At 71.8% G+C, this 11986-nt stretch carries 8 protein-coding genes; 5 read left to right on the top strand and 3 right to left on the bottom strand.

Annotation, left to right across the window (positions count from 1 at the left end; translation table 11 throughout):
- Positions 1–124: 124 nt before the first annotated feature.
- A complete protein-coding gene (locus tag O3438_RS11360) occupies positions 125–1111 on the bottom strand; it encodes a helix-turn-helix domain-containing protein (protein WP_269679935.1) in 987 nt (328 codons plus the stop codon).
- Positions 1112–1911: 800 nt separating this feature from the next.
- Between O3438_RS11360 and O3438_RS11355 the strand changes: the two genes are divergently transcribed.
- The 4 genes from O3438_RS11355 to O3438_RS11340 all read left to right on the top strand — a co-directional run bounded on the left by O3438_RS11355 (position 1912) and on the right by O3438_RS11340 (position 9143).
- The gene (locus tag O3438_RS11355; RefSeq protein WP_269679934.1) at positions 1912–4206 is read left to right on the top strand and encodes a serine/threonine protein kinase; all 2295 of its coding nucleotides are present in this window, start codon (positions 1912–1914) and stop codon (positions 4204–4206) included.
- Between the two features lie 145 nt (positions 4207–4351).
- Positions 4352–5692, top strand: coding sequence for an FAD-dependent oxidoreductase (locus O3438_RS11350; RefSeq protein WP_269679933.1), 1341 nt, complete (start codon positions 4352–4354; stop codon positions 5690–5692).
- Positions 5693–5800: 108 nt separating this feature from the next.
- A complete protein-coding gene (locus O3438_RS11345) occupies positions 5801–7978 on the top strand; it encodes an FUSC family protein (RefSeq protein WP_269679932.1) in 2178 nt (725 codons plus the stop codon).
- Positions 7979–8105: 127 nt separating this feature from the next.
- Positions 8106–9143 (top strand): aminotransferase class V-fold PLP-dependent enzyme, encoded by a 1038-nt coding sequence (locus O3438_RS11340; protein WP_269679931.1) that lies wholly within the window; start codon positions 8106–8108, stop codon positions 9141–9143.
- A gap of 84 nt (positions 9144–9227) precedes the next feature.
- Here O3438_RS11340 and O3438_RS11335 read toward each other — a convergent pair whose 3' ends face one another.
- Both O3438_RS11335 and O3438_RS11330 read right to left on the bottom strand, forming a co-directional pair.
- A complete protein-coding gene (locus O3438_RS11335; RefSeq protein WP_269679930.1) occupies positions 9228–9749 on the bottom strand; it encodes a peptidoglycan-binding domain-containing protein in 522 nt (173 codons plus the stop codon).
- 251 nt (positions 9750–10000) lie between these two features.
- Positions 10001–11173, bottom strand: coding sequence for an acyl-CoA dehydrogenase family protein (locus O3438_RS11330; RefSeq protein WP_269679929.1), 1173 nt, complete (start codon positions 11171–11173; stop codon positions 10001–10003).
- Between the two features lie 98 nt (positions 11174–11271).
- Here O3438_RS11330 and O3438_RS11325 point away from each other — a divergent pair, with 98 nt between their 5' ends.
- Complete coding sequence (locus tag O3438_RS11325; RefSeq protein WP_269679928.1) at positions 11272–11946, top strand: TetR/AcrR family transcriptional regulator C-terminal domain-containing protein; 675 nt, start codon at positions 11272–11274, stop codon at positions 11944–11946.
- The last annotated feature ends 40 nt before the right edge of the window (positions 11947–11986 follow it).

Raw genomic sequence — 11986 nt, 5'->3', positions numbered from 1 at the left:
CGGCCCGATGGGTCAGGGGTCGCGCCGGCCATGGGCGGGCGCGACCCTGTCCGCGCCGAATGCTCGTCGCCAGGATCCATGCACCGTCAGGGTTGTCGGTGCTCGGATCCTGGGGGCGGTACACCTAGGGGCGGGCGCGTGAGTCGTTGCGGAACGCCTGCGGGGACATCCCGAACGTGGCCGTGAAGACCCTGCTGAAGTGGGCCTGGGAGCGGAAACCCCAGCGGGCGGCGATGCTGTGGATGGGCCGCCCCCTCAGCAGGGGATCGCGGAGGTCGCGGGCGCACCGATCCAGGCGCTGCCTGCGGATGATCTCGGCGACCGTCTGGTCCTCGGTCTCGAACGCTCGGTGCAGGCTGCGGAGCGAGATGTGGTGAGCGGCGGCGACGGTGCTCGGCGACAGGTCCGGGTCGGCGAGGTGCTCGTCGATGAACGCCTTGACCATCATGCGCAGGTTGTGGCCGCGTACCTCGGTCGGCAGGGTGTCGGTGAGGTCCAACTGCTGGGCGACCATCGCGGAGACGAGGTCCCGCACGACGGTGCCCAGGAGCGGGACGTCGCGCTCGTGGTACTGCTCGGGATGGGTCATCACCTGGTGGACGAACTGGTCGAGCAGGACGCCGATGCCCTCGGTGGCGGAGATGCTCGTGCCGAGCAGCTGCGAGATCCGGTTGGGATGCACCGGCAGGAGACCGTGCGGGACGAGGATCGTCCGGGTGGTCAGGATGCCCTCGTGGTGCGATCGTCCCTGGTGTGTCGACTGATGGGGTCGGGACGTGTCGACGACGGCGAAGTTGCCCGGCGTGAAATGGTTCGCCCGCCGTTCCTGCTCCAACCCGCCCTGCCCGGACAACGGGAGTGCGAACTGGTACATCTCCGGGTCGCTGCGGCGGATGAAGGTGCCGGTCCGCTGCATGTCCAGGGAGGGGTACCGCCAGGTCGACAGCACGACCTCGCCCAGGCTGATGACCTCTGCCCGGGCCCGGAAGTCCGCCGCGTGGGCACTGTGGATGCGCATCGGCACCGACTCGCGTGCCACCAGGTCGTGCCAGTACCCGAACCGCTCAGCCGGGGGGACCACGGCGGTGTCCGCCGAGCCTACGGTGAGCACGGGCTGCCTCGATCCTCTTCGACGGTCGACGGGCCACTGTGGCGTTGCCGACTGAGCCTACAAGATCAACCGGTGCGGGCCCAGGTCCGACGGGATCAGTCGAGACGAGCCCGGTCCAGCCCCAGCTCCTGCGGTGTTCGCGACCGCCAGGCGTTCGGGCACCCCATGGCCCGGAAGGAAATGGCCTGCCCCCTGGTCTGGTGCGGCACGCGGTGTCCGCATTATTTCCGGGCCTGCTGGGCCATCACGGCGAGGTCGCCGGCGCGGCGACTGGCAGGTCGTCGGCCCGGCCCGGGAGGTGGCCGACGAATTGCTCGACATATTCTGAGTCGCCTCGCGGTCGGGAAGTGATGCGCAATTATTGCCAACCGCCATGTCCGGGACTTGGTTCACTCCGACAGAGTTCTTCCCGCATGCTGCCACTCGCCGGGACGGCTGGCGGATAGAAAGGCCTCGACGATCGAGGGTGCTAAGAAGACGTCTACGGCGAGCGCCGGACCCAGGGCGATGTCGTCGCGTCTCAGATGGCGACCACCGACGAGGGCCACCCGGCCGTCCGGCAGCCCGACGAGGGGCGCGCGGCTCTCCCCAGCGAGTTCGAATTCATTCGATATCAATAACGGCCGGTCGACATACGTGTTGGTAACATCGCGGTGGGCGACAGTTGCCGTGGTTCTGAAGCAATTGCTCCGGAAGGGTCCATTGGTTGCCTGTCGACGTCGCCTGTGACATATCCAACTGTCGCTTTTCCGGCCGCCGCCGAAATTGGGCACGTAACCATTCCCGGGTACCTTCCTGTCGTGCCCGACGCTCCTCGACAGTTGATTGCCGACCGTTATCGGCTGGTCCGCCCGCTCGGCCAGGGTGGAATGGGTCGCGTGTGGCAGGCCCGCGACGAGATGCTGCAACGGGACGTGGCCATCAAGGAACTGGTGGCGCCGCCGGGCCTGCGCGACGACGAACGCCGGGAGCTGCGTGAGCGGTCCATGCGCGAGGCACGGGCCGTCGCCCGTCTGGGCCACGTCAACGTGGTGCGCGTCTTCGACGTGCTGCACTCGGACGACGACCCCTGGATCGTGATGGAGCTCGTCCCGTCCCGGTCCCTGCACCAGGTGCTCGAAGCCGAGGGGCCGATGCCGGCGGATCGCGCCGCGCGGATCGGGCTGGGGATTCTGAGCGCGTTACGGGCCGCGCACCGGGCCGGCGTGCTGCACCGCGACGTCAAACCCGCCAACGTGCTGCTCGGCGACGACGGTCGGGTGGTGCTGACCGACTTCGGGCTGGCCACCCTTCCCGGGGACCCTCGGATGACCCAGACCGGGATGGTGCTCGGCTCGCCGGCGTTCCTCGCGCCGGAACGGGCCACCGATGGTGACGTCGGGCCGGCCGCCGACCTGTGGTCGCTCGGCGCCACCCTCTACGCGGCGGTCGAAGGGCGTACGCCGTACCACCGCTCGTCGCCGATAGCCACGCTGGCAGCCCTGGCCACCGAAGCGCCACCGCCGGCCCAGCGGGCCGGTCGGCTGACCCTGCTCCTGGAAGGACTGCTGCGTCGGGAGCCGGATCAGCGGATCACCGCGGATCAGGCGGAACGGCTGCTGCGCCAGGTGACCGAGCCGGACGGGGCAACCGCCCGGGTGGGCGCCACCGGCACCGGACCGGCCGCCTCGGTGCACGCCACCGGCGGCGGACCCCGTCCCAGGATCGTGCCCGAGTTCGTCAATGCCGCGCCCGTCGCACCCGCGCCAGCCGCCGATGCGGCCCCACCAGCGCCACCGGCTCAGGCCGGCCCGCCCGCCGCACCGGTCGCACTCGCGCCGCCACCGGCCGCGCCGGGCTCAGCCGCGCCGCCACCGGCCGCGCCGGGCTCAGCCGCGCCGGGCTCAGCCGCGCCGCCGGCCGTCGCCGGTCCGACGCTGTGGAAGCCGGTCGGTAGGCGTCGGATCCGGCTGATCGGGTCGGTGACAGCCGTCGCGGTGCTGCTCGCCCTGCTGGTCAGCGCGTCCCTGCTGAACCGCGGGCCGTCCGGCGGTACGGGGGACGGCGACGTGGCCGCGCCGACCGGGGACCCGTCCGCGATCGCCGAGACGCCGGTGTCCCGGGTACTGCCACCGCCGCCGGCGGGTTGGCGCTACTACCGCGACGATCCCCGTTTCCTCGTGCCGGTGCCCGACGGCTGGCAGGCGCGGCGCGACGGTGAGCGGGCCGAGTTCCGCGAGCCGGACGGCAGCCGGATCCTCGTCGTCGGCGAACTCCGGTCCGTTCCCACGGACCTGATCGCCGAGCTGCGGGCGCGGGAGGCAGCGCAACGCCCGCGGTACGCGGACTACCGCCGGGTCCGGCTCGCCGCACTGCCCTACCAGGTGCGGGCCGCCGAGTGGGAGTGGACGTACACCGACGAGGCCGGGACGCCCACGCAGATGGTCAGCCGGGCGTTCGTCGGTCACAACGGGCACGCGTACTCGATCGACTGGACCACGTCCGCCGCCGAATGGTCCGCGAGCGCGGCCGTCTTCGCGCTGATCACCGATGGTTTCCAGGGCTTGCCGGTCACCGCCGGCCCACCGTCCGGATCCGCAGGCCCGCCACCCCCGGCGAGCGCGGGGCCGCCGTCGCCGGGGGCGGGCAGCGGTACGACGACAGCTCCGGGGACCTCGGCACAGCAGCCGTCGGCTCCACCGCCGGCCTCGCCCACCCCGGCCGGCACGCCCGCTGGGAAGCAGATCTCCAGCTTCGCCAGCGACCGGTGCATCGACATCCCCGACGGCAACGCCACAGCTGGTGTCCGGTTGCAGATCTGGGACTGTCGTCGTACCGCGAAGCAGCTCTGGACCTTTCCCGCGGACGGCACGGTCCGTTCGATGGGCAAGTGCCTGGACGTCGCCGGCCACTCCACAGCGGACGGGGCCGCCGTTGTGCTGGCCGACTGCTCCGGCGCGTCGTCGCAGAGGTTCACCCTCAACAAGGCCTACGACCTGGTGAACACCAGGGCGGACAGGTGCGTCGACGTGCTCGACGAGAATTCGGACAACGGCGCCCGGTTGCAGATCTGGCAGTGCACCGGCAACGCCAACCAGAAGTGGCGGGCCACCTGAGCGCTGACGGCTGACGCTCCGATGGTTACGGTCGTGGATGCCGTGGTTCCCCGACCGTCCGAGGAGTGATCGCATGTCCCCGTCTCCGTCCCGGCTGTTCTCGCAGATAGCGACCGCCGAACGACCGGCTGAGACACGTGTGGTCATGCGACGTGCTGTGGTGTTCGGCGGCAGCATGGCCGGGCTGATGGCGGCGCGCGTGTTGAGCGACCACGCCGAGGAGGTCCTGATCGTCGAACGGGACCCGTCCGATGTCGATACCGGGCCCCGCCCGGGTGTGCCCCAGGGCAGTCAGGTGCACGCGTTGCTGCCCGCCGGCCAGGTCCAGTTGGAACGCTGGTTCCCCGGCATCGCCGACGAGGCGCTCGCGCTCGGCGCTCCTCCGCCGCCGACCGACCCGGGGACCGCGAAGGTCTTCGTCAACGGCATGCTCGGACTGCCCCCGGCGGCGACCGGCACCGGGCCGGCGCTGATCACCACGCGTCCGTTCCTGGAGGCGTTGGTCCGGCGGCGGACGCTCGCCGTGGACAACATCCGCATGGTGTACGGCCGGGCGGAGGGTCTGCTCTTCGACGAGCGGCGGGTCACCGGCGCGCGGTACGTGCCCGAGGGCGGCGGCGAGGCGGTCGTCGAACCAGCGGACCTGGTGGTCGACGCCATGGGTCGGTCCAGCCGGCTCAGCGACTGGCTGGCCGAGAACGGGTGGCCCCGCCCGCCGATGCAACGCATGCCGATCAAGCTGAACTACGCGACAGCGCTCTACCGGCGTGACGAGAAGGTCAGCGACGCCTGGGTCGCGGTCTTCCACACCATGGCCGGCAAGGGGCGTACCGCCCGGATCGGCGGGATCAACTCGGTCGAGGGAGACCGCTGGATCATGCTGGTGGCCGGCTACGACGACGACCGGCCCAGCCGCGACGTCGCCGACTTCACCGCGCGCTGCCGGGAGCACTACCCGCAGATGTTCGGCGACATCGCCGAGCACGGGGAGATGCTGGGCGGGGTGGTCACGTACCACCAGGCGGACAGCCGACGCCGCGACTTCCACAAGCTCGACCGCCTACCCGCCGGGTTGGTCGCGGCCGGCGACGCCGTCGCGTCCTTCAACCCGGTGTACGGCCAGGGCATGACCTCCGCGACGCTGCACGCGTCCTGCCTGTCGGCGTACCTGCGGTCCGGTCCGAAGCCGCACGACGAGCCGGCGCGGGCGTACTTCGACCAGGTCCGGGTGGTCGTCGACGCCGCCTGGCAGATCTCCACCACCGCCGACATCGAGCTCCCGCACGTCGACGGGCCGTACCCGCCGGGGTACCGGGTCACCAAGTGGTTCGGTGACCTGCTGTTCCGGACGTCGCTGACCGATCCGGTGCTCAACGCCCGACTGGGCCGGGTCACCACCATGCTCGACCACCCGGCGACCCTGGGCCGCCCCGGCACCCTGCTCCGCGCGCTCCGGCTCAGCCTGCTCCGGGGCGTTCGACGCTGACCCGTCGGCTCCCGGTGCTGATTCGCCCCGAAACCCGCCGTTCCCGACAGGCTCCGGGAAGAATGGGTTGCCGGGGAGGGATGTCGCGACGAGCCCGGGGGAGCAGGCGTGCCGGCAACCAGCCTCCTCGGCCGCCTGCGGCACCGTGACCCCGGGTACGCCGTCCTGCGACGTGCCGCCCGGCTGACGCTCGTGGCGTCCGTCGTCTTCTACGGCTCCCGTTACGGTGCCGGCAGTTCGGTGCTCGCCACCTACGGGCTGTTCGGCACGATCGCCGCCGGGGCCTTCGCGCAGTTGCCCGGTCCCGCGCCGCAACGGGCGCGGATCCTGGTCATCTCGCTGCCGGCGGTCTGGGCGCTGATCGCGGCGGGGTCCCTGTTGGCCTGGAGCACATGGGCGGCGGCCGGCGGAATGCTGGTCATCGGGTTCGTCGTGGCGTTCGGCGGGGTCGGCAACCCGCGCCTGGTGGGCTGGGCCAGCGCGTTCCAGCTCTTCTACATCCTGGCGTCCTTCCCGCCGTACCAGCCAGACACCCTGCCGCAACGTCTCGGCGGCGTCACGCTCGCCATCGTGCTGCTCGCCGCGGCCGAGGTGCTCCTCTGGCCCGACCCGGTGCCGGTCTCCTACCGGCAGCGACTCGCCGAGGCGGCCGACGGCGTCGCGGCGTTCCTCGACACCACCGCCCGCGCGCTGACCGAGCCGCACCCGGACCACGCCGACCGGGACGCGCGACGCCAACGGGCGTACGACGTCGTCGGCCCGCTTGATCTGGCCCGTAACCCTCCGGCGTGGGCGCCCACCGCGGCGGGCGCTCAGGACCGTGCGTTGCGGATCTGCGCGGCGGCGTTGCGGGAGGTGCTGGCCAAGGCGGACCGGTTGGCGGCGGACGTCCCACCGGAGCCGATCCCGGACCTGGCGGCGGCGCGACTGCTGCGCGTCGGCGCGGACACGACCCGGGCGGCCAGTCGTAGCCTGACCGCGGGCGGAGGACCAGTGGACCTCGATGGTCTGGACGCCGTGGTCGGGCGGGCCGAGGCGGCGGTGGGCGAGGGCGACGGTCAGCCGCCGGACGTGCCCCGGCTGTGCCGGGACGCGACGGCGTTGGCCCTCGCCGACCAGGTACGGGTCTTCGCCGTCGGCACCCGACTGGCCACCGGGTCACGACTCGACGGCGTGGATGCCCCGCCAGGTCTGTTCGACTACGCGGGGCACAACGAGTGGACGCTGTACTGGTGGCAGTTCCGCTCCCACCTGGCGCCCCGCTCGGCCCACCTGCACAGCTCGCTGAGGCTGGCCGTCGCCTTGACCGTCGCCCGGGTGGCCGCCGGGTTGCTCCAGCTCACGCACGGCTTCTGGGTGCTGTTGGCGACGCTCACGGTCCTGCGCACCTCGGCCGCGGACACCCGCTCCGCGCTGCGGCCGTCGGTGCTGGGCACGATCGCCGGCGCTCTCGTCAGCGGCGCCGTGATGCTCGTCGTCGACCTGCCGATCGTCTACGCCGTCGTCCTGCCGGTCACCCTGATCCTGGCCTTCGGCGTCGGACGCCTGCTCGGTCCGGTCTGGCAGCAGGCGCTGTTCACGGTGCTGCTGACCGTCGTCTTCGCCCAGCTCGACCCGCAAGGGTGGCGGCTCGCCGAGGCGCGGCTCGTCGACGTGCTACTCGGCGCGGTGATCGGCGTGCTCGCCGGTGTGGCCATGTGGCCCCGTGGGGCGAGCCACGACCTGCGGCACAACGCCGTCCGTTACCTCGCGGCCAGCGCGGACGCGGTCGAGCAGACCGTCGAGGCGGTGCTCGGCGAGGCTCCGTCACCGCAGCGTGCCATCGACCGGGTACGTCGTCGGATGGTTCTGGTCGACTCGTCGTACTGCCAGTACCACTCCGAGCGACACGACCCGCACCGGCGGCAGGTCAACTGGTACGCCGTCCTGAGCGCCGGGCACTACGTGGTGCCCGGCGTCGGGTCACTGCTGCGGCGTAACCCGCCCGGCTGTCTCGCCGGCTGGCCCGCGGCTGCGGCGTTGCTGCGCGACGCCGTCGCACACCTGCGGTCGGCGTACGACGAGGTGGCCGAGGAGGTGACCCATGGCCGGTCGTCGGGCCCGAGCCCCGCACCGACCACCTGTGTCGACGAGCTGGAACGGGTCCGGCCACTGCTCGGCGAGGTCGACCCGCAGGCGGTCCGGCACCTGGTCGAGGTCGACAGGTGGCTCGCCGCACTCGCCGACACCCTCGCCCTCGCCCGGGTCCGACGGGAGACTCCGGGCGAGCCGGCCGGGAAGCCCTGACCTGCCGACTCACCGCGGCAGGCCGCCGACGACTCACTGCGGCAGGCCGCCGACGACTCACTGCGGCAGGCCGCCGATCGCCGATTGGCCGTGCCCGTCGTTCACCGGTCCGCCTACCGTCGAGGTCATGGAGATCGAGCAGGCGCAGCAGTTGTGGAAGCCGGAGCCCGGTTGGTTGAACACCGCCTCCTACGGGCTGCCGCCCGAGCCGGCGTGGACGGCGTTGCAGGAGGCGCTCGCCCAGTGGCGGGTCGGCAGCAGCTCCTGGGAGGGCTGGGGTGACTCGGTGCAGCGCTCCCGTACCGCGTTCGCCGGCCTGATCGGCGTGCCGGAGGGCGACGTGGCGGTCGGCGCCTCCGTCTCGCAGATGCTCGCGCCAGTCGCGGCGGCGTTGCCCGCCGGCACGACAGTGGTGGTCCCCGACGTCGAGTTCACCTCCAACCTGTTCCCCTGGCTCGTCCAGGAGGAGCGTGGCATCTCGGTCCGCGTGGTGCCGTTGGAGTCGCTCGTCGACGCCATCGACGCGGACACCGACCTGGTCGCGTTCAGCCTGGTGCAGTCGGCCGACGGCGCGGTCGCCGCGTACGACGACATCGTGGCCGCCGCCCGCGCGCACGACGCGTTGGTGGTGGTGGACGCGACCCAGGCGTGCGGCTGGCTGCCCTTCGACGGGAGTCGGGCCGACGTGGTGACGGTGGGCGGCTACAAGTGGCTGATGAACCCGCGTGGGACCGCGTTCACCTACCTGGCTCCGGCGCTGCGCGAACGACTGCGCCCCGACGCGGCCGGCTGGTACGCGGGCCGCGACCCGCATGCCTCCTACTACGGCCCGCCGTTGCGGCTGGCCGACGACGCCCGCCGGTTCGACATCTCACCGGCCTGGTTCAGTTGGGTGGGGGCGGCACCCGCCCTGGAGTTGGTCGCCGAGATCGGCGTGCCGGCGATCCAGGCGCACGACGTGGCGTTGGCCAACCGGTTCCGGACCGGGCTCGGCCAGCCGCCGGGGGAGAGCGCCATCGTCAGCGTGGACGTGCCGGACGCGGAGCGGCGTCTGGCGGAGGCCGGCATCCGGGCGGCGGTGCGCGCCGGGCGGGTCCGGGCCTCGTTCCACATCTACTCCACCGAGGCCGACGTGGACGCGGCCCTGGCGGCGTTGACCGGCTGATCCCGGGTGCGGGGACGGCCGACTCCACGGTCGGCCGTCCCCCGGTCCGGTCAGGAACAGCGGTGCGTCAGGCGCAGCGGTGCGTCAGGCGCAGCGGTCGAAGGTCGCGGCGGCGTAGGAGAGCGGCTGCCACTCCAGGTCGATGCCGATGCTCATGTCCCACCGACCGTCGGCGAGACGACCGAAGTGGACGATCTCGCTGCCGGCGCCGTCGTAGTAGTACCACCCCTCGCCCTCGTACACGCCGAGCCGGGTGGCCGCCTTGGCCAGGGTCTTCGGACCGACGACGCCGTCGGCGACGAGACCTCGCGCGGTCTGCCACTTCTTCGTGGCGGCCGTCGTCACCGGCCCGAACTGGCAGTCGACGCCGGAGTAGGCGAGGTAACCGTCCGCCCACAGGATCATCTGCCACATGGCGACCACGTTGCTGTACGAGCGGGTCGTCGCGGAGATGGGACCCTCGTCGTTCCAGTCGTCGGTCCAGGTGCCGGACCCGGCGACGTAGCCCTGGCTGACACTCGCGGACGCCGGCGCGGCCGCGGTGACGACGGCGCCGAACGTGGCGACGGCCATCGCCAGCGCGGCGGCCCTGATGAGTCGGTGCATGAGCGTTCCCCCTCTGATCCCTTGGTGGGTGTTCATTGGGGTAGATGGCAGACCGACCAACGTGGTTCACGAGCAGCCGACTGCTCCGGCTACTCCGCGTCGAAACCCTGCGAAGATCCGCGCAACATCAGGGATTCAGGTGTCTCCCGCGTGTCGGAGACAGCAACATCCCGCAAGTTGCGCGGATCTTGGCGTGGGCGTGGGCGTGGGCGTGGGCGTGGGCGTGGGCGTGGGCGTGGGCGGTGAGGCCCCTAGGCCAGGTGACCGCCGATCTTCGTGTAGCCGCGCAGCAGGTCCCGGGAGATGATCAGCCGCTGCATCTCGTCGGTGCCCTCGAAGATCCGGTAGAGCCGGACCTGCCGGTACCAGCGCTCGATGGGCAGCTCACGCGTGTAGCCCATGCCGCCGTGGATCTGGAGCACCCGGTCGACCACCCGGTTGACCATGCCGGCGCCGTAGAGCTTGCCCATGGACGACGCGTGCCGGGGGTCGAGGCCCTGGTCGACCGTCCACGCGGAACGCAGCACCAGCCAGCGGGCCGCCTCCAGCTCGGTCTCCGAGTCGGCGATCATCCACTGGATGGCCTGGTTGGCGCCGATCTTGGTGCCGAAGGTCTCCCGGGTGTTGGCGTAGTCGATCGCCATCTGTAGCACCCGCTCGGCGATGCCGATGGCGTGCGACGGGATGGTGTAGCGGCCCTTGCCGATCCACTCCATGCCCAGCGTGAAGCCCTGCCCGATCTCGCCGAGGATGTTGCGGTGCGGCACGCGTACGCCGTCGAAGATGAGCGACGCCGGCCCGCCCTCGCCCATGGTCTGGATGAACTCCGACCGCCAACCCATCGACCGGTCCACCAGGAACGCGGTCGCGCCGCCGTTGCGGGCGCCCTTCTCCCGGTCGGTCACCGCGACCACGATGGCGAAGTCGGCGTCGTGTCCACCGGTGATGAAGGTCTTCTCGCCGTCGAGGACCCAGTCGTCGCCGTCCCGGCGGGCGGACAGCCGGATGTTGGCGGCGTCCGAGCCGGCGCCGGGCTCGGTGATCGCGAAACAGGATCGCCGCTCGCCCTCGATGGTCGGGATGAGGAACTCCTGCTTCTGCTCCTCGGTGGCGTGGAACAGGATGTTGTCCGCCTCGCCGCCGAAGCGGAACGGCACGAACGTGTGGCCCAGCTCCGTCCAGATCAACGACTGGAGCACCGCAGGCAGGTTCATTCCGCCGTACTCTTCCGGGGTGGCCAGGCCCCAGAAGCCGAACTTGCGCGCCTTGAGTTGCAGCTCACGCACCTCGGAGTGGTCGAGGCCCGGCTGGTGTGCCCGCTCCCGGCGGAGCACCTCCGCCTCCAACGGCATCACCTCGCGGCGGATGAACGATCGGACGGTGTCCCGTACCGCCCGCTCCTCGTCGGTGAGCGAAAAGTCCACGGTGGTCCTCCTGGCGTCGGCGCAGCCGGTCACCCCTTAAACTAGCGGTGCAAGTTTTGCCGCGTCCAGACCTGACGGCCGAGACCTCGAGGAGCGCAGTGCCCCGACCCCGCCAGCCCCGGCTCACCCGGCAGCTGATCGTCGAGACCGCCACCGCGCTCATCGACGCCGAGGGCCTGCCCGGGTTCTCCACCCGCCGGCTCGCCGCCGAGCTGGGCGTTCGCGGGCCCTCGCTCTACAACCACTTCGCCACGAAGGACGAGATCCTCGACGCGGTCGCAGACACGGTGACCGGCGCCGTCGACACCGGAGGTTTCACCGGCCGGGACTGGGTCGCCGCGCTGCGCGACTGGGCCTGGTCGTACCGGCGGGCGCTCACCGCCCACCCGAACATCGTGCCCTACCTGGCGCAGGGGCCGGGTCGGCGACCGGCCGCCCTCGCGATGGCCGACGCGGTCTACGGCGGCCTCGTCCGCGCCGGCTGGCCCCCCGCCCGGGCCACCCACATCGGCGCCGCGTTGCGGTACTTCGTGGCCGGGTCGGCCCTCGGCTCGTTCGCCCGCGGCTTCGTCGAGGACCCGGAGCTGTACGCCGCGCACTACCCGCACCTGCGCGACGCGCACCGGCTCGCCGAGCACCAGCAGAGCGTGGACGAGGGCGCCTTCGCCCTCGGCCTGGACGCCCTGCTGCACGGGCTGGCCGCCGAGTACGCCCGGACCGTGGATCCCGTCCGTACCGCCGGCGCGGTGGAGTCCACAGGGCCCAACGGGTAGCGTCCAAACTCCCAGCGCTAGTTTCATCGCCCGCCGCGAC

This window comes from Micromonospora sp. WMMC250, assembly GCF_027460215.1.
In the GTDB taxonomy this organism is placed as follows: domain Bacteria; phylum Actinomycetota; class Actinomycetes; order Mycobacteriales; family Micromonosporaceae; genus Micromonospora; species Micromonospora taraxaci.
The sequence above is the reverse complement of the archived record's forward strand: the minus strand, read 5'-3'. Positions and strand labels throughout refer to the sequence as shown.